General features: G+C 48.9%; 21 protein-coding genes. 10 read left to right on the forward strand and 11 right to left on the reverse strand.

Translation table 11 applies throughout. The features are described from left to right. Nucleotides 1-74 precede the first annotated feature (74 nt). Entirely contained in the window at nucleotides 75-986 is a 912-nt protein-coding gene (locus tag MKY48_RS22425) for a xylose isomerase (protein WP_076325094.1), read from the reverse strand. 27 nt (nucleotides 987-1,013) lie between these two features. Beyond that, a complete protein-coding gene (locus tag MKY48_RS22430) occupies nucleotides 1,014-2,096 on the reverse strand; it encodes a Gfo/Idh/MocA family oxidoreductase (RefSeq protein WP_339266369.1) in 1,083 nt (360 codons plus the stop codon). Nucleotides 2,097-2,463: 367 nt separating this feature from the next. Here MKY48_RS22430 and MKY48_RS22435 point away from each other — a divergent pair, with 367 nt between their 5' ends. Genes MKY48_RS22435 through MKY48_RS22445 form a run of 3 tightly spaced genes read left to right on the forward strand, consistent with a single transcriptional unit; the run spans nucleotide 2,464 to nucleotide 6,325 of the window. Beyond that, nucleotides 2,464-3,996: a spore germination protein gene (locus MKY48_RS22435; protein ID WP_339266371.1), complete on the forward strand. Its 1,533-nt coding sequence runs from the start codon at nucleotides 2,464-2,466 to the stop codon at nucleotides 3,994-3,996. 32 nt (nucleotides 3,997-4,028) lie between these two features. Further along, on the forward strand, nucleotides 4,029-5,120 hold the full coding sequence (locus MKY48_RS22440) for a spore germination protein (RefSeq protein WP_339266373.1): 1,092 nt from the start codon (nucleotides 4,029-4,031) through the stop codon (nucleotides 5,118-5,120). Beyond that, entirely contained in the window at nucleotides 5,117-6,325 is a 1,209-nt protein-coding gene (locus MKY48_RS22445) for a Ger(x)C family spore germination protein (RefSeq protein ID WP_339266374.1), read from the forward strand. Before MKY48_RS22440 ends, MKY48_RS22445 begins: the two co-directional genes overlap by 4 nt. Here the strand turns inward: MKY48_RS22445 and MKY48_RS22450 are convergent. The 3 genes from MKY48_RS22450 to MKY48_RS22460 form a co-directional block, all read right to left on the reverse strand. Continuing rightward, nucleotides 6,304-6,732, reverse strand: coding sequence for a GNAT family N-acetyltransferase (locus MKY48_RS22450; RefSeq protein WP_339290902.1), 429 nt, complete (start codon nucleotides 6,730-6,732; stop codon nucleotides 6,304-6,306). The genes MKY48_RS22445 and MKY48_RS22450 overlap by 22 nt on opposite strands. A gap of 13 nt (nucleotides 6,733-6,745) precedes the next feature. After that, a complete protein-coding gene (locus MKY48_RS22455; RefSeq protein ID WP_339290903.1) occupies nucleotides 6,746-7,120 on the reverse strand; it encodes a sensory rhodopsin transducer in 375 nt (124 codons plus the stop codon). Nucleotides 7,121-7,221: 101 nt separating this feature from the next. Then, the gene (locus MKY48_RS22460; RefSeq protein ID WP_339290904.1) at nucleotides 7,222-7,380 is read right to left on the reverse strand and encodes a hypothetical protein; all 159 of its coding nucleotides are present in this window, start codon (nucleotides 7,378-7,380) and stop codon (nucleotides 7,222-7,224) included. 236 nt (nucleotides 7,381-7,616) lie between these two features. Here MKY48_RS22460 and MKY48_RS22465 point away from each other — a divergent pair, with 236 nt between their 5' ends. From MKY48_RS22465 to MKY48_RS22490, 6 genes are all read left to right on the forward strand, one after another. Continuing rightward, on the forward strand, nucleotides 7,617-9,350 hold the full coding sequence (locus MKY48_RS22465; RefSeq protein WP_339290906.1) for a histidine kinase: 1,734 nt from the start codon (nucleotides 7,617-7,619) through the stop codon (nucleotides 9,348-9,350). A gap of 13 nt (nucleotides 9,351-9,363) precedes the next feature. Next, nucleotides 9,364-10,911: a response regulator gene (locus MKY48_RS22470; protein ID WP_339290908.1), complete on the forward strand. Its 1,548-nt coding sequence runs from the start codon at nucleotides 9,364-9,366 to the stop codon at nucleotides 10,909-10,911. Nucleotides 10,912-11,054: 143 nt separating this feature from the next. Next, the gene (locus MKY48_RS22475) at nucleotides 11,055-12,395 is read left to right on the forward strand and encodes an ABC transporter substrate-binding protein (protein WP_339290910.1); all 1,341 of its coding nucleotides are present in this window, start codon (nucleotides 11,055-11,057) and stop codon (nucleotides 12,393-12,395) included. A gap of 125 nt (nucleotides 12,396-12,520) precedes the next feature. Beyond that, the gene (locus MKY48_RS22480; protein ID WP_009589786.1) at nucleotides 12,521-13,420 is read left to right on the forward strand and encodes a sugar ABC transporter permease; all 900 of its coding nucleotides are present in this window, start codon (nucleotides 12,521-12,523) and stop codon (nucleotides 13,418-13,420) included. 5 nt (nucleotides 13,421-13,425) lie between these two features. Then, on the forward strand, nucleotides 13,426-14,259 hold the full coding sequence (locus MKY48_RS22485; RefSeq protein WP_339290911.1) for a carbohydrate ABC transporter permease: 834 nt from the start codon (nucleotides 13,426-13,428) through the stop codon (nucleotides 14,257-14,259). A gap of 43 nt (nucleotides 14,260-14,302) precedes the next feature. Continuing rightward, nucleotides 14,303-15,334, forward strand: a complete 1,032-nt coding sequence (locus tag MKY48_RS22490; protein WP_339290913.1) for a glycoside hydrolase family 88 protein — start codon at nucleotides 14,303-14,305, stop codon at nucleotides 15,332-15,334. Nucleotides 15,335-15,436: 102 nt separating this feature from the next. On the opposite strand, the gene MKY48_RS22495 is transcribed toward MKY48_RS22490, so the two are convergent. Both MKY48_RS22495 and MKY48_RS22500 read right to left on the reverse strand, forming a co-directional pair. Then, nucleotides 15,437-17,518, reverse strand: coding sequence for a penicillin-binding transpeptidase domain-containing protein (locus MKY48_RS22495; protein ID WP_339266386.1), 2,082 nt, complete (start codon nucleotides 17,516-17,518; stop codon nucleotides 15,437-15,439). Nucleotides 17,519-17,545: 27 nt separating this feature from the next. Next, the gene (locus tag MKY48_RS22500; protein WP_339290915.1) at nucleotides 17,546-18,163 is read right to left on the reverse strand and encodes an NUDIX hydrolase; all 618 of its coding nucleotides are present in this window, start codon (nucleotides 18,161-18,163) and stop codon (nucleotides 17,546-17,548) included. A 144-nt stretch (nucleotides 18,164-18,307) separates the two neighbouring features. On the opposite strand from MKY48_RS22500, the gene MKY48_RS22505 reads away from it, so the two are divergent. Next, the gene (locus tag MKY48_RS22505) at nucleotides 18,308-18,796 is read left to right on the forward strand and encodes a hypothetical protein (protein WP_339290917.1); all 489 of its coding nucleotides are present in this window, start codon (nucleotides 18,308-18,310) and stop codon (nucleotides 18,794-18,796) included. 164 nt (nucleotides 18,797-18,960) lie between these two features. On the opposite strand, the gene MKY48_RS22510 is transcribed toward MKY48_RS22505, so the two are convergent. From MKY48_RS22510 to MKY48_RS22525, 4 genes are all read right to left on the reverse strand, one after another. Continuing rightward, on the reverse strand, nucleotides 18,961-19,299 hold the full coding sequence (locus MKY48_RS22510; RefSeq protein WP_339290919.1) for a potassium channel family protein: 339 nt from the start codon (nucleotides 19,297-19,299) through the stop codon (nucleotides 18,961-18,963). A 101-nt stretch (nucleotides 19,300-19,400) separates the two neighbouring features. Then, entirely contained in the window at nucleotides 19,401-22,736 is a 3,336-nt protein-coding gene (locus tag MKY48_RS22515) for an SNF2 helicase associated domain-containing protein (RefSeq protein ID WP_339290921.1), read from the reverse strand. A gap of 210 nt (nucleotides 22,737-22,946) precedes the next feature. Further along, nucleotides 22,947-23,252, reverse strand: a complete 306-nt coding sequence (locus MKY48_RS22520; RefSeq protein ID WP_339290922.1) for a hypothetical protein — start codon at nucleotides 23,250-23,252, stop codon at nucleotides 22,947-22,949. Nucleotides 23,253-23,273: 21 nt separating this feature from the next. Continuing rightward, on the reverse strand, nucleotides 23,274-23,783 hold the full coding sequence (locus MKY48_RS22525) for a GNAT family N-acetyltransferase (protein ID WP_076325112.1): 510 nt from the start codon (nucleotides 23,781-23,783) through the stop codon (nucleotides 23,274-23,276). Nucleotides 23,784-23,822: the final 39 nt, after the last annotated feature.

The raw sequence follows: 23,822 nt of genomic DNA on the forward strand, positions 1-23,822 counted from the left end.
AGTTCAAACGCCGTACCCTGTATTGTCGCCAATTGAGTCTGTAAGCTCTAGCCCACTCTTTATATCTATCCGATTTACGATCGAATTAGTACATGCCCTCCCTGCTCTTCCAGCGTCAACGCCGTCCGACTATATATCTGATGCAGCTGCTGTTGAGTGATGAGACTGGCTTTGTGTTCAAATGTTACATGAAACCGTGAATTGCGTTCTGCAAGATACCGCAAATAGGCGTAGGCATCTCCATAGTTCACATCATGATCCTGCTCCGGCAGGACAGGCAGATGATGCGTGAACTTGTCCTCATCATAAAATACGTTACTGTAATGGACCAAATAAACCTGGGATGCCATCCGATCAAGAAAATGATACGGATCGAACCCGTGAAAGGCCCTGCGGGTAATATCAAGCCTGGCCGTGTCCAGCACAAACCCAATTTCAGGATAAGCGTGAAAGCTATCCACAAAAACATCCTCGTAATCACCAAAAAAATCATGCTCCAGCACAATGCGCTGCCCATAACGGAGCTGCAGCTCACAGAGGAACTCAAATAACCGCTTGGAAATTTCCCGGAATTTTGTTTTGCTCAATTGGTTGTAACTATAACGATGTGCAGGATCGGGAAGTCTCGGATATGGGGTAAAGGGCTCCTGGAAGACCGGATAAAATGGATAATGGAACAGCATATAATCTGCGCCCACACTGGATGCTAACTGAACCTCGGCCGAGATTTGTTCTAGTGCTTCCTGAAAGTCCCCGGACTCGGGAGCATTAACTTGAGGCAATCGAAATCCAGCGTCGCCGAGAATCGGGGCATGCACACCGAAAGCGATCCGCTGGCTGCAGCAATAATCGCTGACCTGCAATAATGCCTCCCGATTCGGAAAGCTGCATATTTCCATCCCGCTGATATGCTGGTCAGCAAGCTCATCCCATCGTTCTTCCGTAAAGTGATCCCACATCCCTACCTGTAAACGCCTCGGAATCATGCCTTTGCCCCTCCTTTGACTTTCCTCTTATCCATGCCGAATCATGGATCCATAATCAACGCTGACCCGGCTGTGCGTCTCGGACGACAGACGAATTGCATCCAGAACAGCTTGTACCCTGTGGCCATCCACGAAATACGGCATGTTCAACGTCGGTTTATTTGCAGTTATGCTGTGGTACATGCCATCTATCATCTGATAGAAGCCGTTATAATAGTGCACTGCCGGAGCCTCCAGGTTAGCCGGAGGGTCAAACGGATCAATCGGGATAGATTCAAATGCCCCGCCAAAGCTGCATTCGAGGGTATGGTCATCTCGCATCCTCAGCGTCCCCTTCGTTCCGTAGATCTCTAGCGTCCAACCGACTCCGCCAATTCCCGGGAAAAACACATCCGCAAGGACAGAGGTTCCACCCTTAAAACGACCCGAAAAGGTAAAGGCATCCTCAGCATCCCTGAACTCAAGCCCTGCATCTCCCTTATAGGCAGGGATCTGGGTTCTCAGGTCACCGTACACTTCCGTAATCTCTTCGTCCATCCACCATAGGAGTGAATCTATCATATGCGAACCGATCGCAAACAGGAATCCACCGCCATCCTCGCTGCGGGCTTCCCATCCCCGGTAAGAATTAGCCAGTACAGAGTATCCGGAGAAGCTCCCTGTATATTTGATATGCTGAATATCTCCCAGCTTTTTATCTTGCAGCATCTGTTTTATTCGTTGCCGAATCGGCGTCCATCTCCATTGAAAATTAACGAAAGCATGTCGGTCCAGCCGTTCCGACTCTCTCAGCATTCGTAACGTTTGCTCCGTATTCATGCCCAGAGGTTTCTCTGTCAGGACATGGTGGCCGGACTGCAAGGCGAGCATCGTCATTTCATAATGATGGACGGGTGCCGATACGATCGATACCAAATCCAACGGCTCACTCTCCAGCATGTCACGCCAATTCCTGTAATACGGAATTCCATTCCACAAGCGGTCCTCCGTGCGTTGTCGATGGACACTAGCAATGGATTTCACTTCTATCCCCGGGTGCAGCTGAAGAATGGGAGCATGAACGGTACCGCCAAATCCGGTCCCTATAATTCCTACTGACAATGTCTTCATCTTATGAAACCTCCTAACATCAAGCTACCCGCCTGATGTTATTTTAACATTATTTCCCTCTCCCGTACCCTGTGACTTTGGCCAAGCCTAACTTTTCAATGGTCTAATGTACCCCCGCATCGTCGATGTTTTAAGTTTAAACGGTTGTTGCTTAGATCATAATGGAATTATAGAGGTTTATGTTTAAACGACGCTAATGTTGACTTAGCAGGGGGATCAACATGTGGAAAATGGTGCTTTCCTACCTTCCGGATTGGAAGGTTTTTATGCAGGGTTTCATCGCATTGGTAATTCCGTATATGATCTCAAGGTTTTTTAAATGGATTCATAACTCAAAGGAAGACTGAGGAAATGGCGGGTATCAACAATGAAACAACATGAGAATGAAAAAAGCAAAACATTGAGTTCTGCTCAAGCCTCATTAGAGCATTTTACGGGGAATTTCGCCTTGGATCTTGAACTGGTAAGAGAAGCAATCGGCCATAACTCGGATGTACACTTTAGGGAGTTTCATATTGGAGGCACTGGCATTTGTGCGGCCCTCATTTTCGTAGATGGACTGTCGGATAAAGAACTCATCGACAAACACATCATGAAATCTCTTATGGTGAGCTTCTCCGAAAAAAATAATGAGGATCCATCTTTTGGGCAAGGGACCGTTTCTAAAGAGTTTATTAAAAATCAAGTTCTTACCATTAGTGAAGTAACCGAAGCACATCATGTAAAAGATTTAGTGTCCAAGATATTGACAGGTTCGACCGCACTGTTAGTGGATGGCGTGCAGAATGTGCTCATTCTCGGTACAACCAAAGGGAAATCGCGCAGTATTGAAGAACCTTCCTCGGAACCACTGGTTAGAGGCCCACGTGTAGGCTTCACAGAATCGTTAAGTGATAATACTGCCCTTTTACGACAGCATGGTGACAACTACAACTTGTCCATCATCAAGTTTCAAGTAGGACTACGTTCAAAAAAAGAACTTGTCATCGCCTATATCAAAGATATGGCGGACCCTGCTTTGGTGGAAGAGGTCCAGGAAAGAATCAAAAAAATAAAGATAGATGATGTACCGGAATCAGGATACGTAGAGCAGCTGATCGAGGATAATTACCTCAGTCCTTTTACACAAGTACAGAATACAGAGCGTCCCGACCGCGTTTACAGTGCCTTGATGGAAGGACGAGTTGCGATCTTGTTAGATGGGACGCCTTTCGCATTAATCGTTCCGGTTTCATTTAGTATGATGCTGCACTCACCAGAGGACTATTATGATCGTTGGTTACCGAGTTTTCTCATCCGCCTATTGCGTTATTTCGCGGCCCTTATATCGCTTTTGGGACCCTCCTTGTATATTTCGTTTGTCTCGTTTCACCAGGGAATGATCCCAACCAAACTGGCCTTGTCTATTATGGGCACGAGAGAAGGCGTCCCGTTTCCCGCAATAATTGAAGCACTGATCATGGAAATAGCCATCGAGATTCTGCGGGAGGGCGGACTTCGATTGCCTAAACCCATTGGTCCGGCCATGGGTATCGTCGGCGGATTGGTCATTGGAGAAGCCGCCGTACAAGCGGGGATTGTCAGTCCAATTTTGGTGATCGTGGTGGCGTTAACTGCCATTTCTTCCTTTACCGTCCCTCAATACAGTGCCGGAATTACGTTTCGCATGCTTCGTTTTGTAGCCATGTTTTTCGCTGCTGTGTTTGGATTGTATGGGGTCGTTCTCTTTTTCCTTTTCCTTTGCAGCCATTTAGTGAGGTTGAAGAGTTTTGGTGTTCCCTATATCACTCCGATCGTTCCTTATCGAGCAAGTGATTGGAAAGACTTTATGATTCGTATGCCACTTTTGAAGATGAAACGCCTTCGGAAGGCGATACATAAGAAAGATTCCATCCGCTAATGATAGCTCTCTATGAAAGGAAATACACCAACATGATAGGTAGTTCAAAAGACCAAATTACGACTTCGCAAGCAGTTGTTATCCTCGTCAATTATATTCTTGCAGCCGGGATCCTCACCCTCCCCCGCACATCTGTGGAGAAGGTGAAAACACCCGATGTGTGGATCACCGTTATTTTGGGCGGGATGATCGCAATGATCGTAGGGGTGATCATCGTGAAATTAAACAAGCGATTCCCCGAAAAAACCTTTTATCAATATAACCAAGAAATTGTAGGAAAATGGGTGGGCGGGTTCCTCAGTTTACTTGTGATCGGCTACTTTTTTACCATTTCTGCATATGAAGTCAGAACAATGGCAGAAGTAACCGGCCTTTTTTTGCTGGAAGGTACCCCCACCTGGGCCATCATCCTGCCTTTTATGTGGATAGGTCTCTATCTGATCATAGGTGGAATAAACACGATCGCCCGTTTGTTTGAAATCATATTCCCAATTACGATCGTCATTTTTTTATTGGTTGCCTTTTTGAGCTTAGGCATATTTGAGATTGATAATCTCCGTCCCGTGTTAGGATTGGGAATTGCCCCCATGCTAAAAGGAATAAGGACAACGGCTCTTGCATTTTTAGGTTCTGAAATTATGCTGCTCCTTGTAGCCTTTATGAAACAGCCGGACAAAGCCGTAAAAGTTGTTCTAGTTGGAGTATTCATCCCCTTGCTCTTTTACGGCATAACCGTTGTCATGGTCATAGGAGCCCTATCGATCGATGGAGTGGTCACGAGCACATGGCCTACACTTGAGCTTATGCGAAGTTTTGAAATCCCCGGTTTGATCTTTGAACGGTTTGAATCTTTGCTGCTTGTGATATGGATTATGCAAATATTCACTACCTTTACCATTACCTATTATGCGGCTGCTTTAGGGCTGGCTCAGTTGTTCAAAAAGAAGATCCATCCATTTATATATGGCTTGATTCCGATTATTTACATCATTGCCATGATTCCCAAAAATATCAATGACCTCTTTAAACTTGGGGATACCATCGGTAATGTCGCGTTATTATTATTTGCTGTACTACCATTAATCTTACTTCTAGTATCGAGACTGAGAGGTGGAAAAGCTTGAAGCACATCACGATACGGATCCTCTTGAATGCGCTGTTGGTTCTTATCCTCCTACCTCTTACTGGATGCTGGAGCAATAAAGAAATTGAAGATCTAGGCCTTATTGTAGGCACTTCATTGGATTTGGAAAAACAGGAGGAGGCACAGGAAGAGTCAGCGGGACAAACAGGCAGGTATCCTAACCGGGATCAAATTACGATAACCAATCAATTTCTCACCGCAGAGACAACAGGTAAAACAGGTAAAGGAACAAAAACAGGTTCATCACAAAAAGCTTACAACAACGTTTCTGAAACAGGAGATGCTATCCTGCCGACTTTACGCAATATGGTATTAAGAATCGACAAACGTGCCTTTGCCGAACATTCAAAAGTGATTATCATTGGAGAGGATCTTGCGCGTACTTTGGATTTGCAAAAGTTGTTGGATTTTTTTATTAGAGAACAAGAGATGAGACCAAGCGGCCTCCTTCTAATTGCTCAAAACCGTGCGAGTAAAACACTAGAATCGAAAAAACCGATGGATATCCCAGCATTCCGGCTCGTTGAAATGACACACGGTCACGGAAGAACCACCAAAATTTTGCCTCCAACTACACTTACCAAAATAGAGGGGAAGCTGCATTCCGGAGCCAGCTTTCTTTTGCAAAATGTCGTCTCGTCGTCGAATGGAGAAATAAAATTTGCAGGAGCTGCCGTCATTGAAGGGAAAACTAAAAAACTGCGTGGTTTTTTGAATGAACAGGAAATAGAGGGCTTAACGTGGATAACCGGAAAGGGGAAAGGCGGTTTGGTTAAAAGCGTTGATAAAAAGACAGGTCAGCCTATTGTATACGAAATGCTGTCTATGAAAAGTAAAATTAAACCTCATGTTGATGGAAACAATATCTCGTTTAATATAGAAGTCGAGTCCGAAGGAAGAATCGCCGAGCATTGGGTGGTTTCGGAGAAACCCATTGAAACTGAATTTTTGAAAAGAGTGGAAAAAGCTATTGAAGAAGAGGTTGAGCGTTTGGTAAAGAATGTACTCGATAAAATTCAACATGAATACAAGACAGACGTTTCCGGTTTCGGAAACAAATTGAGAATTAAGTATCCTCATATATGGAAGACAGCCAAAAAAGATTGGGATCAAACATTTAGTGAGGTTCCGATCCAGTATGAGGTCAAAATAACGATCAAAGATTATGGGACATCCGATGAATGAGTTCGCTGTATATCCTTCTTCATCCCAATGGTGAATCGCTGAAAACCCAGCTTCTCATAATACGGCTCCAGCTCTTCCTCACACATCAGCTGCGGGAAGACCCCGAACTTCTCGCAATGTTCAACCAATCGATGGAGGATCTCGCGGCCTATCCCTCTGGACTGATAACCCGGATGTACGCCTAATCCGCATATAACGCCGGTAATAACCCCATCGGAAACCAAACGTCCCATGCCTACCAATTTATGCCCTTCATATGCATAGATGGCATACCAGCTCTGCAAGCACATGGTTTTCAATTCGGTAACGGATAGATGAATAGAGTTCCAACCAAGCGAAGCGTACAAAGCTTCTAATTGACGAAAATCCTCAGGCGCCTCTGAGGTATATATTACGGTCTGTACCATACAATCACCTTCCTTAGGATCTGGTTACCGGATACGCCATAACACTCATCAAGGCATTCTCGGCCTGTGTGGAATCGAGACGGCTGTATTGAACAAATACGGGTGCACTGCTCGTAACTTCCATAGCATAGGGAATACCTGGAGGAATACCGTGCCCGCCGTCCGTTTGAAGCGAGTTGGTTCGTATGTGCTTGGTTCTTCTTGCTGGTACGATGGTTTCCATTCCTAGCAATGGATCACGATCCTCGAAGTAAGCATGAATCGTAACCACAACGTCCTGCTCGGTTAAGTTCAACACACAGACGGATTCATGACTGGTTAGTTCTCCGCTGCTTTCAGGAGGGATATACCCGTCGGGAATAATCCAATGTTTTTCGCCTTTTGACATGCGTTTCACTCCTCGCAACTCATGGATTTAGGCTGCATAAATAAAAATACATTCGCTATCGACACCGAAAATTCCTTTAATCCTCGTTCCGACCCATCACGCTAGCGCAAAAACAGAGACAACGGCTGGAGTCCAAGCGCCTTCAAACGGCGAGCCACCATGTCGGCCAACCTGGCCGCACCGCGCTCTTGAAAATGAGCGTTATCCATGACGCCCTGCGGAAACAGAAGAAACTCCCCTAGCCTCCCCCACATAAACACGGATTTAGTCCCTTCGGGACCCAGCTGGTTAAAATTTTGTCTAAATCCATTATGGATTGGGAGCCTCCGAACATAAATTCAAATAACCGTTCTCCTTGTTCAAATAACCGACTACATAAGCAAAGTCTCATCAATTATTCCAGGTGCTAGAATAACAGCGCTTGTATTGACAGCGTTTACAACCCGGTACATAATGTGTACACAACATTTTAGGACCAGCGCAAGGAGACGTTGCTGTGCAAAAATGGATAACGATTTATAAAAACATGAAAATCAAAAACAAGCTTTCCCTTCTTATCAGCTTAATCGTTGTAATGGCATTTACCTTCGCCGTCATCGTCCAACAATATGCCTTCTCCATCTACGACGAGCAGCTGTACCTCAAATCATCTCAGGTCTTACACCTGTCCTCCTCTGCGATTGAGTCAGAGCTCGAGCGGATCGAACAGCTATCCTTCAACATCATTACCGATACCCAGATTCAAAATATGTTACGTTCCATCGCCGGGAGCGACTCCGATTATGATCGCCTCATCCTGCGACAGCATCTGGTGGACCGCCTCCTGAATTATATAGGCTCCGAGCCGATGCTCTATTCGATCCACCTGATCGATTCCTACGACAAACAGCAGGACGTCGGCAGTGTCGTCCCGATTCCCCCCACCAAAAAGGAGTTTATTCTACAGCTTGCCGGAGAGGCGGATGGAGAAGAACGCTGGGTATACCCGGACGAAACGGATTCGGCTCTTCTACTTTCCCGGGAAATAAGATCCTACTCTGGAACCTTATTCGATCTTAACTACTTGGGAACCATCATTATTCGTATCAATATGGACAAAATCGTCCGAAAATCCACCGGTGGGGAAGGCGACCTAATCGTGACTTCGGGTACGGATATCATCTATCCCGCAACCCCGCACTTCGATCCGGCTGTCATTCAATCCTCCCTATCATCTGGTAACGGGTATCTTACCCGTGAAATGGATGGTCATACCTACTTCATCGCACATAACCGATCAGGCAATACCGGATGGACGTATATGAATGTCACGCCCTTTAATCAATCCTTCAAGCAAATCATATTCATCAAAGAGCTTGTCATTATCGTGTTTACCGTTATTTTCGCAGTTGCGATCCTGCTCGGCATCCGGTTCAGCCGAGGCCTGACACATCCCATCGAGAGTCTCATCACCCGGATGAAGCTCGCGGAAAAAGGAAACTTTGCCGAAGCCAACGTGCTGCCTCAGGATGCTGCCCCTGTCGCCATGAACGAGTTGGGACTGCTGCATCGGACATTCCGCCTCATGATCGAGAGAATCAACGCACTGATTACCGAGAACTATTCGAACCGGCTGTTAATCAAAGAGACCGAGTTCAAAGCGCTGCAAGCGCAAATCAACCCCCACTTTCTGTATAACACGCTGGAATCCGTGAACTGGCTGGCGAAGATGAACAAGCAAACCCAAATCTCCGACATGGTGCAAGCCTTAGCCTTCCTTCTTCGGAATTCCGTCAGCTTGAAGGAGCCGATTCTGACACTGGGAGAGGAACTGGAGATTGTTAGGAACTACGTCATTATTCAGAAATTCCGATTTGAAGACCGCCTAGATTTCACGATGGATGTGAAGGAGCAGGATTTGCAGCGCAAAATTCCAAAGCTGTCCCTTCAGCCCCTGCTCGAAAATGCGATTCATTATGCGCTGGAGCCTTCCGTTAACCCTTGCCGAATTACGTTGTCCTGCAAGGAGACCCCTTCCGCGTTCTGCGTCATCGTGGAGGATGACGGCCCCGGCATGTCGCCGGATACGTTGACGCGATTACGAAGCGGCGAAATAGCCACGAGCGGTAACGGGATCGGACTGTTAAACATCGATGAACGGATCAAGCTGGCTTTTGGCGAGCACCACGGGTTAACCATCGACAGCGGATCGGGGCTTGGAACCCGGGTGATGCTGTCATTACCCAAATAATGGAGGGATTCGGATGTATAAAGTTCTGCTTGTGGACGATGAACGAATTATTCTAGACGGCATATCACAGATGGTGGATTGGTCGGCATACCGAACCGAGCTGGCCGGTACCGCCCAGAACGGAATTCAGGCATATGAAAAAATCGTCAGGGAGAGCCCGGATATCGTCGTATGCGATATTCGCATGCCCGGACTGGATGGGCTTGAGCTCGTAGCCAAAACCTATGCCTCCCACCCTCACATTAAATTCGTGCTGCTGTCCGGCTTCGGCGAATTTGAGTATGCAAACCGTGCCATGCAGTACGGAGTCAAGCATTACCTGCTCAAGCCGACCGACGAGGTCAAGATCGGAGGAGCTCTGAAAGAGGTCACTGAAGAGCTGACCCTGAACCAAAACAAGGACTCATTTATCCAGGAAATGAAAGGCCGTCTTCGCAAGGTGCTTCCTCATGTCAAAGAACAGGTGCTCAAAGAGTTTGTCACCAACAAAACCTATGGACGCCATGACCTGGAGGAATACCGCAGCCTGTTCGAAACTAATTTCGATCAGCCCGTCCGTCTGCTGTTGTTCCAACTGGAGGGCATTGTCGAATACGAGCATCAATTCGCCGTGAAGAACATCGCCGAGGATCTGTTGGACACCACGCTGCTGAGTACGACGATCGGGCAGCATGTTCTGGTGCTAATCGAGAACCACCATGATCAGCAGCGGCTCCATCAACAGCTGCAGGATATCCGCTGTACTTTTAAACAGTATTACAAGATGGACGTCACAATCACGATCAGCGATCCCGGACCTGTAACCCTGGCGCGGAAGCTGTACCGGGATACGCTGCAATGCCTGAACTACCGTTTCTATCTGGATGAGAGCGGAATGATCACCACGGAAGATACGCTTCATGCCGGCGGCTTGGAAGGAACGTTTGTCCTCGATGAGGAGCGCCTGTGCATGCCGGTCCGATCCGGCCACCGCAACGAAGCGGAGCTTGCCCTGGCCGAATTCATTCAGGAGCTGAAGCGTGCGCAGCTTAGTATCGACATGACCAAATCCTATGTCATTCAGCAGTATGTATCCCTTATCCGTCTAACCGACCCGGATCAGATGCAAGAACGCTATGCACGGATTCCGGAAATCGCCGAGATGAGTACGCTTCAAGCCATTCAAGCCTTTTTGGAAGAAACGGTTCGGGAAATCACGCTGCGAAACTTCGAGCAGAACAAAGTCAAATATAATGCCATCGTCCGCAAGGTGGTTGAGATTATCGAGGAGCAGCTGGGGAACTCGGAGCTTACGCTCAATTTGGTGGCAAACGACATGCTGTATATGAACGCCGACTATCTCGGCAAGCTGTTCAAGAAAGAGACCGGCGAGAAATTCTCAAATTACGTAATGAAACTACGGATGAAGCGCGCAACCGAAATGATGGCAAGCGATCCCGATATCAAGATTTTTGAAATGGCCGAGCTGCTCGGTTTCGGCGATAATCCCCAATATTTCAGCCAGGTGTTCAAAAAACAGATCGGGTGCACCCCCTCCGAATATATGAAAAAGAGTGATTAACTTGTACGTACATCTCTGCTTTTTAAACAAATTACACGGTTTTTTTCCTTACTCTTTCCCCGCCAAAACAAGATAATTGGGAATGTAAGCACTAACATTTGAAACGATATGAAGTGGTTTATCAACAAAGGGGAGGAAATGGAATGAAAAAAGTGTTAAACGCGGTTCTGATGTTTTCCCTGATCGGAAGCTTGATTGGTTGTTCGGGCGGCGGCGCTGCAGAACCGCCAGCCAGCGGCGGAACCGGAACGGAGACACCGCCGGCGGCTGCAAGCGATAGCAAGGATCCGGTCAAACTCCGCATTGCTTGGTGGGGCGGACAGTCCCGGCATGATTATACCTTGAAGGTCATTGAAATGTATGAGTCCCAGAATCCGCATGTCACCATTGAGCCGGAGTATGCTCCATTCGATGACTACTGGAAAAAGCTTGCTCCCCAAGCGGTGGCTGGCGGACTCCCGGACATTATTCAAATGGACATCTCCTATCTGAATCAATATGCCGGCCGGAATCAGCTGGCGGATTTGAAGCCGTTCACCGAGAGCGGCGAGCTGGATGTCGCCGATGTCAGCGAGAATGCACTGAGCGGCGGTGAGGTCAACGGCAAGCTCGTTGCCATGAACCTCGGCGTGAACGCACTTCAGACCACCTTCGACGTTGAGACGATGAAGAAGAACGGCATCGATATTCCATCCAAAGAATGGACTTGGGACGACATGGACAAAATGGGCGCCCAAGCCAAGGAAAAAGGCCTGCAGATCGGAGGTTTTGCTTACCGGCATGACGTCTTCTTCCCTTACTACCTAAGAACTATCGGCCAGAAAATGTACAGCGCTGACGGTAAAACGATCGGATACAGTGACGACCAGCTCTTTATCGATTATTTCACACGCTATCAGAAATGGTACGACAACGGATATATCCTCTCTCTGGACAAGGAAGCCCAGAAAAAAGGCGTAGCGGAAGAGGATGAAATTGTCCTTGGCAACTCCATATCGGGCACCGGCTGGTCCAACCAATTCCTTGCAGTGGCCAATCTGGTCACCGATCGTCCGTTGGAGCTGAATCCAATGCCTGGGCCTGGAACGAAGGACGGTCTTTTCCTGAAACCTTCGATGTACTTCTCGGTCACCGAAACGTCCAAGCATAAAGAGGAAGCCGCTAAATTCATCAGCTTCTTCATTAACGACATCGAGGCCAACAAGCTGATTAAGGGCGAGCGCGGCGTTCCCGTATCCGCCAAGGTGAAGGAAGCGCTCAAGCCGCTCCTCTCGGAGAACGAAGCCAAAATTTTCGACTATGTTACTTGGGCTGAGGCCAACAGCACGCCAGGCGATCCGCCTAACCCGATTGGCGCGGTGGAGATCGAGAAGCTGCTGCGAGATCTCAGTGAACGTATTCTGTTCAAGAAAATCTCGATCGAAGATGCCGCGGCTGAGTTCCGCAAGGAAGCGAACGCCATCTTGGCCAGATCTCAGCAATAACCAGGACATGGTCAGACAAGGGCATCTCCCGCACGTCTTTCCCGTGTGCGCAAGAGATGCCCTTTTTGACATCCGTGACCCCTGCACGGGGCGCAACCAAATCTAAATCGTAGGGGTTGAAGTCTATGAAGAGGCTCCGTGAGAACGAGCATATCACCGGTTATGTTTTTTCTGCACCGTTCGTTCTTGGTTTTCTCATCTTTACCTTATATCCAATCCTGTCGTCACTGTATTATTCGTTCACCAATTACAATCTGATGGAAGCGCCAAGATGGCTGGGCCTCGGGAATTATGAGCGGTTGTTCCTGGAGGACGACAAGATCGGCAAGTCATTTCAGGTCACGTTCACCTATGTATTTGCCAGCGTCCCCCTCCGCCTCATCTTCGCTCTATTTGTTGCCATGATTCTGAATACCGCGACCAAGGCGGTGGGACTGTACCGCTCGGCCTTCTACCTGCCTTCTCTTATTGGCGGAAGTGTGGCCGTGGCTATCATGTGGCAGCAGATCTTCGGTGACAAGGGTCTTGTGAACTCTGCCCTGTCCCTCTTCGGGATTCATTCCACGACCTCCTGGATCGGGAATCCAAGCACAGCGCTGTGGACGCTGATCGCGTTATCGATCTGGCAGTTCGGTTCCTCGATGATCATTTTTCTGGCCGGCTTGAAAAATATCCCGAAGGATTACTATGAAGCTGCCAGCGTGGACGGCGCCAACGCAGTCCATCGCTTTTTCAAAATTACGCTGCCTATGCTCAGTCCGATTATTTTGTTCAATCTGACGCTTCAGACGATTTCTGCGTTCCTGACCTTCACCCCCGCCTACATCATTTCGCGCGGAGAAGGCGGACCACTCGATCAAACGCTGCTCTATTCGCTTTATTTGTACCGCAAGGCGTTCTCGCATTTTGAAATGGGTTACGCGTCAGCGCTTGCCTGGATCATGCTCATTATTGTCGGTGTCCTGACCCTGCTCATCTTCAGATCATCCACCCGCTGGGTTCATTACGAGTCGAAAGGAGATTGACGATTATGACCAAATCCAGACGTGTTCTCTACCATACCCTGGTCGGATTGTTCGCCCTCGGCATGACCTATCCGATTCTGTGGCTGGTGGCAAGCTCGCTTAAACCGAACCATGAAATATTCACGACGGCTTACAGCCTGATTCCGAGTCGGCTGGAATTCTCGAATTATGCTACGGGCTGGAAGGGATTCGCCGGGACCACCTTCGGTACCTTCTTCAAGAACTCGTTCATCATTGTCATCATTTCCACCATCGGTGCCGTCGCTTCCTCTGCGCTTGTCGCCTTCGGCCTGGTTCGGACCAAGTTCTTCGGCCAGCAATTCTGGTTTGCCTGCATGATGATTACGATGATGCTGCCCCATGATGTCGTGATCGTCCCGCAGTATGTCATGTTTGCCAAATTCGGCTGGCTGTCTTCCTTCAAGCCGTTAATCGTTCCCCAATTCTTCGGCATTCCGTTCTTCATCTTTCTGATCATGCAGTTTATCCGCACGATTCCGAAGGAGCTGGATGAAGCGGCCAAAATTGACGGATGCAGCAAGTACGGGATATTCTTCCGGGTCGTTGTGCCGTTGATCGTGCCCGCTCTGATCACGTGTTCGATCTTCTCCTTCTACTGGAGATGGGATGACTTTATCAATCCGCTTATTTACTTGAACAATCCGGAGAAATACCCGGTATCACTCGCCTTGAAGCTATTCCTTGACGGGGAGTCGCTCAATAACTGGGGCGGCATGTTTGCCATGGCTAGCTTATCGCTGCTGCCGGTCGTCATCGTCTTCTTTATCTTCCAGAAATACATAGTGGAAGGGATCAGCACAACGGGATTGAAAGGGTAATTTAATAGAATAAATTCAATGGAATATGAAGGGAGCTCATACGATGCCTGCACTTGTATTTGATGATCAACAGATTGAGTTTGTCATAGACCGCGTGGTCGACCGGACCTTTCGTATGGATTTCAGCTGGGATTGGCCGGGCGGGGTCGCCTTTTACGGAGTATGCGAAGCCTATAAGGCCACCGGCAAGAAGGAGTGTCTGGAACGGCTGAAAGCCTGGGTCGACGAAAACATGGAGGAGGGGTTGCCGAAGCTGTCCGTCAACGGCGTCTCCATCGGCCACTCCTTGTTAACGTTGTACGAAGTTTATGAGGATGAGCGGTATATCGAAACGGCCAAGGAAATGGCCGAGTATCTCACGCATGATGCGCTGCGTTTCGGCAACGGCATCTTTCAGCATACGGTGAACTCCGAAACGTATAACTTTCCGGAGCAGGCGTGGGTTGATACGATGTTCATGGCAGGCTACTTCCTGCTTCGGATTGGCGTGATGCTGGACCGGGAGGATTATTTCGAGGATGGCCTGAAGCAGTATCATGGCCATGAGGATTGCCTGCAGGATCCCGTTACAAATCTGTATTACCACGGCTGGGACAATATCGCCGGCAACCATATGTCCGGCGTCTTCTGGTGCCGGGGCAACGCCTGGGCTGCCCTTACGATGGCCCGTGCCCTGGAGCTCGTCCCGGTGACGCATCCCTCCTTCATGATTATCGAAGGCTCGCTGCGCGACCAGCTCAGCGCCCTGGTCCGGCTGCAGCATGAATCCGGCCTGTGGCATACAATCACGACCGATCCGCAGTCTCCGCTGGAAACATCCGGGTCGGCCGGTATCGCTGCTGCCCTGCTGACCAAAGGACGCATCTACAATAAATACACGCAGAAATCAATTGACGGGATCTTGTCCAAGATCACCGAGGATGGCACCGTAACCGGCGTATCTGCGGGAACGGCGGTCATGAAGGATACCGCAGGGTACAGAGGCGTGCCCGATAAGCGAATCCAGGGCTGGGGCCAAGGTCTGGCCTTGACCTTTCTCGCGGAAGTGCTGAAGATCAGGAACAATCCTTATTGATTAAATAAGATACAAAAAAGGCAGGATGGAGAGGATCAAGTTCGCCTCTACAGCCTGCCTTTTTGTTATATGCAATTTAACGCGATTCTGCGACTACGGTTCTTATCTATTGTCCTCTGTCTCGTCCTCACTGCTTTCCTTCTTCTGCTCTTCAGTCTTCTTCGGATGCGGCGTTCCGTCAAGTCCGTAGACTTCATCATAAGCGTCGAATATTTTCCTCGCAATCGGCGCAGCGCTTTGCGATCCGAAGCCGCCTTCCGGTACAACGACGGCAACCGCCAGCTTCGGATTATCCCGCGGAGCAAAGGCGATGAAGACGCCGTTATCAATCTTCTTCCACGTTCCATTCACTTTAGCTTCCTGCTCGGAGGTTCCCGTTTTTCGGGCAAAATCATATTTAAAATCTTCGAATGCTGCCAGCCCCTGCGTATTCATCCCACGCTTGACGGTCTGCCAATACGCTTTGGGGAATTCGACCTCGTTCAGGATCTCGCGACCGAACTCCTTGACCACGTTGCCCTCCTGATCCGTGATTTTGCTGACCAGTTGCGGCTTGATCCGCTTGCCTTCATTCGCCAGCATAACGGTGTATTGGGCTAGCTGGAGCGGCGTGTATTTCCCCATCTGACCGAAGGAAGCATAGGCTAAAGCTGCCAGATTACTCCCCGCTGCCTTTGTATTCGTATACTCCCCACGGCCCTTAAATTCCCCGGGCAAGCCGCTCCCCGTGGCAACACCAAGACCAAACTGCATCATATACTCATCCCACTTTTTGACGCCTTTCTCCCCGCCGTACTTGCCAACTAACTCCTTGCCGATCATATCGATCATAAAAGCATTCGAGGATTGCTGGATTGCTTGCTGCGGCTTAATGGGTCCATTTCGATGTCCGCTCGAGTTGGAGATAGCCTTCTCATATCCTTCCCGGCCGATTAAAGCGTACCCTTTATCGTCATACGTTTCGTTCAAGCCAAATAACCCCTCATTCAGCCCGATCAACACGGTCAGCGGTTTAATGACAGAACCAAGATAGATCGTGGATTCAAACCCGTTTCCCGATCTGCCCGATCCGTAGATTGTAATCGTGCCGTTTCCCGACGAATCCACGATATCCGGCGTAATCTTGCCTCCGTTTACACGTACATTCGAGTCGTAATCCGGCATACTGGCCATCGCGACTACATTACCGGTGTCCACCTCCATAGCGACCGCGTATCCGGTCAAGGCATCCTTATGAAGCTTGCCCGATACGGGATGGGTATGAAGATATTGAAGCTGATCCGTAATGGCCTGCTCTGTCGAAAGCTGAATGTCTTTATGAATCGTGGTGTGAATATTATGGCCTTTTTCAGGAGCGACCATCGTCGGTACGCCGTCCACCATATTCTGCGGATTGATCGGAATGCTGAGATACCCGCTCTTGCCGCGCAGTTCTTCCTGAAACATCCGCTCCAATCCGTCATAGCCAATCCACTCTTCTTCCGTGTAGATCAAGCCGGGATTCTTCTGATCCTTGTTGCTCTGATCAATAGCCTCATAATCCTTAAGGTCTTTAGAGCCACTGAACTTCTTTAGAAATCCGATCGTCTGAACCGCCACCGTATCCGGATCATAGTGCCTTACATTCTCCTCCACGATCTGGATGCCGGGAAACTTGGCTCGGTTCTCCATGAAATAAGCGATCTCTTCCTTCGTCAAATCGGATTTGATTCGTCTGGGTTCATAACCATGCTGCTTGTTATATTCCAAATCCAGGTCGTCAATCACTGTTTTGACGGTCATCGGTTCCGCCTTGGGGTCCCCATACTTGTTAAACGCCTGGACAAGCCGCTTCGCCAACTCTTCCGCTTCCGGCCTGTTTTCTTTTCCTTTGTCCGTCTTTTTGCTGTAATCCTTCATGAGCGTGATATATAAAGAGTTTGAAGCCGTAGAGTAAGCAAGCTTCGTGCCGGATGCATCGATGATGGACCCCCGGATCGGCTGCAGCGGGAAGTGCTTCTGCTCTCCGCCGATTTCCTGACTCGCAAGCTCCGGTCCCTCTACGAACTGCAATATGGCCATGCGAATGATAATGACGCAAAAGATAAGAAATGCACTAAAAAAGAAAATATTAATCCGTCCGTTATATCTGCGTTTCATTTCCGCTTCATCCGGTGCGTCCTTATAAATTTTAAAACCCTTCACATTGTCTACGCTCCTTTGTTATCTGGTTTAATCCAGCCAAGTTGGCAGATGAGGCTGTTTCTCGAATTCAAAGATTCGCTGCAGCTGTTCCTTGGTATTCCGTTCTTCAGACAGCGGAGGGAGTTCGTCCAACCGGAAAAAACCGACCGCAGATGTCTCCGTTCCCACGCCTGCAGCTCCGCCTGTAATGTCGCACTGAATGAACATTTTGTACACATGGAAGGCCGAAGGCGGATGGTTATGAAACTTCTTATCCAATACAGCCAGTAATCTCGTTGCGCGTACCTCATAACCCGCTTCTTCCTTCACTTCCTTCACAACAACCTCGGCAGGCGATAGACCGATGTCCGCCCATCCTCCCGGCAATGCCCAAGCTCCGTCGGCCTTTTCCTTTACCAGCAGCAGCTTTCCGTCTTGAAAAATAACGCCACGGACATCAACCTTCGGCGTTTGGTATCCGGTTTCACTCGCAAACAGCGTACGGATCTTCTCGTCGCCTGCTTCGGTATACTCCTGCATGATCTTGATGCTGAGCTCCCTTAGCTGCTCAAACCGTTCCTTGTCATAGACATCCCTCGTATATTCCAGTCCGGCCTGGCTGATCGCCTGTATCTCTTTTGCCCAATCCAACCATTTTAGTGTCATAGATTCATCCCTCTTCGATTTCTTCTCATATATATAACGCCTGCTACCCACGATTGGTTTATAATGGAAGTGTTTGATTTCAAAATTATAACATATTTTCCGCCTGATTATGAGACGAGTGATATATTAAGGGGGCTTTATTACATGAAGAAAACCCGATCGGTTCTATATGTAATCCTGCTAATCGTTGTGTTCGGTACGGGCTATTATGTCGGATCGAGGTCAGAGAATTCAAAACCGATCTCAAAGGAAAATGCCCGCAAAGCCATCCAAACCCTGTGGGTAAAATCCGCCGAACCTCCGTTGCCCAAGGTTACAATCGACGGCACCGAAATCGCGGTGCAGCGAGGCTGGTACCTTTATTCATGGTGCAACGGGGATAAGTGTTCGATGACGGATGCAGTCCGACCGGAGCTGAAGGATATAACACCCGTTGTAGTCCAAGGCGGCGTGGATATTAAAACAACGCCACCCGAAGGAATAGATGGCTTCACCATCCTAAACCTGACGGAGCCTGATATCGACGGATATACCGTACCGACAGAACCCGGCTCGTACCTGTACGAAATTCATTGTACATGGCCTCTGGAGCAGGGACGCGCCAGCTTTTATTTTGCGGTAACGGTCCAATAGGGTAAGCAGCTCAACTAAAGCGATATCAGTGTTCATAAAAAAGATGACCTCGACGAATTCGAGGTCATCTGCTTGCTAGTTAAGTCCAGGACGGTTTTCTCTGAACCTTCCCCAATCGGTTCACAGTTCAAACGCCTGGAATGTTCCCTTTTTCCATTAGGAATTCAGTCCTTTTCATCCCTTCGATTCGTTCGGATTAAGGCATACGCCAATTGTCCGGCCATCCCAAGGAATAAACCCGTACCGACGACAATATAGACCATCGTGAATGTTTTACCGAGCGGCGTCTGTGGCACGAAATCTGGATGACCTACCGTGCTCAAGGTCACTACGCAGAAATATAGAGCATCCAGCACCGATAACCCTTCCTGCCTGGTATAAAACATCGTACCCGATATCAGCATAATGACGATCAATACAAACAGCGCTACAAAATACCGCTGCTTAAACGCTCGAAACAGACCGCTGAAGAGACGTTTTAACGTTAGTAAAAAAGATATCATCCCGAAAACCGTCCTGTTCTATGACTGGAGTATACGATACATAAATCACATACAGCTATTATATCAGCGTTTATCCCCTGGGCCCATCCACACTTAGAGGCTCAACCCTGAAGCGTCAGCAGCTCCCGGATTTCCGCCTCGGTCCAGCTTGGAAGCGACTCTCCTCCCGGTTGAACCAGTTCCTCGATCAGATCCTTCTTCTTCTGTTGCAGGGCGACCATTTTATCCTCGATGGTATCCTGAGCCACCAGCCGTATCACCTGCACAACCTTCTTCTGTCCGATGCGATGTGCCCTGTCCGTCGCCTGCTGCTCTACAGCAGGGTTCCACCACAGATCATACAAGATCACCGTATCGGCCCCGGTCAGGTTTAGCCCCGTTCCGCCTGCCTTCAGTGATATGAGGAACACTTCCCGTTCTCCTTCGTTGAAGCGTTCGCACAGCTTCACTCGCTCCGATGCCGGAGTCTGTCCATCCAAGTAGAAAAACGGGATCCCCCGATATCCGAGCTCCCCGGCGATCAGATTCAGCATCCCCGTAAACTGGGAGAATACCAGCATCCGTCTTCCCGCAAGCCGACATTCCTCAATGGTTTCCAGAAGCTGCTCAAACTTGGCCGAACTACCCTCATAGCCCTCCACGAATAGGGCCGGGTGACAGCAGATCTGGCGCAGACGAGTAATGCCCGCTAAGATGCGAATCCGACTCTTCTGAAAGCCATCCTGCGCCAAATGCTTGAGCGTCTCTTGCCTTAACTTCGCAAGATAGGCGGTATAGAGCTTCTTCTGTTCGACCAGCAGGCCCGATGCCTGAACCGTCTCGATCTTCTCCGGCAGCTCCTTGAGCACATCCGATTTCAGCCTGCGAAGCAGGAAGGGACGCACTCGCCTCACCACGGTTTCTTTCGGCAATTCCTGAAACGTTTTTCGATCTCCAAAGAGTGCCGGGAAAACGGCATCATATATGGACCATAGTTCCTCAAGTCGGTTCTCGACCGGGGTACCTGTCAGAGCAAACCGATAACGGGCATGCAGCGTTTTGACTACCTGAGCCGTTTGCGTTGTGTAATTTTTGAAGAATTGGGCTTCATCCAGAATTAACGTTAAGAACGGCAGCTTCGCATAGCGCTCAACGTCCCTGCGGAGCAGCGGGTAAGAAGTAATGATGACATCTGCGTTCCCCGCATTCTGTATGATTTTAGCCCGTTCGGTCTGCGTACCATCGGCAATGACGGCCTTGATCTCGGGCGCAAACTTCTGGAGCTCATTATGCCAGTTATAGAGCAGAGAAGCCGGCGCCACGATCAGCGCAGGTTCGTTACGTTCTCTGATCTCCGGAAGTACTGACAGAATGAATGCAATGCTCTGAATCGTTTTACCAAGGCCCATATCATCGGCCAAGATGCCGCCGAAGCGGTAGTGGGCCATCGTCTTCATCCATTGGAAACCAAACTTCTGATAATCCCGGAGGACCGTTTCAAGGCTCGGCGGCACGGCAAAATCCAAATGATCCGGATTCTTCACATGCTGCAGCATTTGGCGCAAGGATCGGCCAAGCTGGACCGTTGATCCCGAATCTTCCCAATCCAGCAGCTGAAGTCCTTGGACTGCCGGCATTTTGAACTGCGTGCCCTCCCCTTCGTATAACCAAGGCCCTACCCGGTTCATTAAAGCAACCATTGCCTGGAACTCGGCGCTTTCCAGCGGAAGCAGCGCGCCGTTTCGCAACCGGTGATATTTGCGTTTTTCTTCAAGCGATTTGACGATCTCCCGAATTTCGGCTTCCCGAATCCCCTCCATATCAAACTTCAATTCAAGCCAATCCGTCCGTTCGTCGACCTCCACCCGCACCTTGGCACCCATCGGTTCAATAAGCACCCGTTCCTTCACGGCCGTCGTTGCATAAACAACCAGCAGCTTCTCCAGCTGCGGGATCGTATGATACAGAAAATCGTATTCGGCATCCTCATCGTTCATGAAGAAACCGCCATCGGTCTTGGCAAAGGAGGCGTTCTCCATGAGCTCAAGAATCCGCTGCTCCTGCTCTCCGTCGCGAACGAGGATCGAGCTGCTGCTGCGTATGGCGCGATGCCCCTCCAACGGATTAATGGTGATTTCTCCATATTGAAATTCGAGTCCGGCCAAAAGCCGGCCACGCACCCGGTCCAGATAGAGCTTCGCTTTTAAAGGCGTTTTGACAATGCGGTCAGATACGGTCTGTGCCACATGGACACTTCCAAGCTTCATCAGTCCCGGAACCACCCGCTCCATAATGGACTCCATCATCTCAGGTTGAATCCGGATATGCGGTTTATTCGCATTCTCAAGCAACTGCTTCATCTCGGAGAGTCTTCTGCAAGCATCCAATTCAAGCTGAATAAGCTTACCGTCCACAATGACGAGTCCGTAACTTTCCAGAACGATCATTCGCTCCAGTCCCTCGATCTTCATCAGGTATTGATCATTCCCGGCTTCATCAAACTCGAATTGAAGGGGGATCGGATCTTGAACGAATTCCAGCTTATCCGTGAGGATCCCATCCAAAGACAACAGGGAATGGTTCGAATGGGATAATCGTTCCCTTACTTGGGGCCAAAAAGTGGGAGGAATAATCAGCATTCGGTCACCGCTTCCGTGTTTGCCATGCGGAGCATACATGTCCAGTGACTGTTTAAACATGCTTTCATGCTCGTATACACGAATCAGCTCCTGGAGAATATCATCATCCTCCTTTTTAAAACTGTGCAGCTCCGGATCGTACGTGAAATTCTTCGTGAACATGCAGGTTTTGCCGTATTTTACACACGCCAGAAACTCTCGAATCCGCTGCACGATATACAATCGTTTCTTCCCTATTCGCAGCTCTACGCCGAACAAGTATTTCCGATTTCCGTAAGGATATAACTTGAAGATGAACTCCATCTCCAGAACTTCTCGGGTGTCAAACCTGGATGCTGCCGTGGCCCTCCGGCCTTCGGAATAAGAGAACAATCCGAGCAGCTGGCTGCTAAGCAGCGCATCCTGTTCCCCTTCATCCGAGCTTCTGTCATGCTCCGGAGAATACCGAGGCGTTAATTGCCCGTCTTCTGTATTTCCGCTACCAGAAGGATGTAATAACGATGGATAAGGGCGTATCGGAGCTTCCACCGTTTGCTCAATATCACGGATGTTCAGGAGCAGCGCCGCAATATGTCTGCACCGCTTCCGGGAGAATCCATAATCGATGCAGCTGCATTCGGTGAATACATCCCCGTTCGAGTCAATCTCAGCATAGGCGATACCCAACTCCTGATCCGTCACTTCTGCCTCGTATTTTCGAGTGTCCGGATCTTGTTTCAGCATCGTTACATGTCCATCTCTATATAAAACCCCGCCACGATCATAGGAGGTCTTTCCGCATAATAGTTTGATCACCCGTTCGGTCAGTTGGTAACCCATAACCACAATCCCTTCTCTATTTACTGTTAAAAAACAGTATACCATTTTGTGCGGGAAGGCTAGTAATGCCGACGGCCGATATTCGAAAACGTCTATCGACGTACATTCTCAGAAAACTGACCGCATTTACTGGGATATTTTTCGTGCCATATCAGGAAGGCCCATACTTTGAAGTTTATCCTTACTGATATCAAAAAAAAGAACTCGCCGCTACGGCAAGTTCTCCTTCCGCTGTTTCTCATAATAACGGGTCAAATTGTCATAGCGGGTGTTTTGGCCTCTCCATGCTCCGATAGAAATAATGAAACCGACAATCATATAGATAAGAAAATAATAATAATACCGTGTTATAAAAAAATCAGGATCAAACTTGTCCTTGTCAAGAAACCAGGTGGCTGCAGCCCACACAATATATAATAAAAAGCCATGTAAAAGGCCCCGTGAAAGCACAAACCTGCCTTTTCCCTTCGCCCGAATCGCCGTCCATTTGCGATAGAATCGCTCATCTCGATTCATCCAATCCCTCCGCTTCGTGGCTTAGATACGTTTGTAATACAGCACCGTCCCGTCCAGTTGGCCGTTAGAGGATATGGCATAATCGGGTATGACTCCAGCTTGGATGTAACCCAGAGACTGATACAGCTTGTTGGAGGGGTCCCCCTCCCGGGTATCTAAGACCAGCAAGGTTCTACCCTCTTGCTTGGCTTTCGGCTCCAGATGCAGCATCAACGCTCTGCCGATGCCGCCGCGACGGGATGCAGGATCCACCATCAGTTTTGCTACCTCGGCCCGGTGTCTACCATTCGCCTTCATGGCGCACTGCAGTTGAACCGTGCCGATCATCTGCCCATCCTGCACGGCAACCCACAGGGTAACCCCTGGGCCAAGCACATCCTCCCAGTAAGCGAAAGCTTCATCGTAAGACAGCGGAGCTAAGAATCCTACCGATGCCCCATTTTCAACTACCCGAATCAATAATTCCGTTAATTGATGATGCATGTCGGTTTCTAATGGATCGACCTCTATTATGGAAAACGCAGGGTTCATTATAGGACACTCCCTCTCTCTCATCTAATAAAATTATTC

The sequence above is a fragment of the Paenibacillus sp. FSL W8-0187 genome (genome assembly GCF_037969755.1).
GTDB lineage: Bacteria > Bacillota > Bacilli > Paenibacillales > Paenibacillaceae > Paenibacillus_AQ.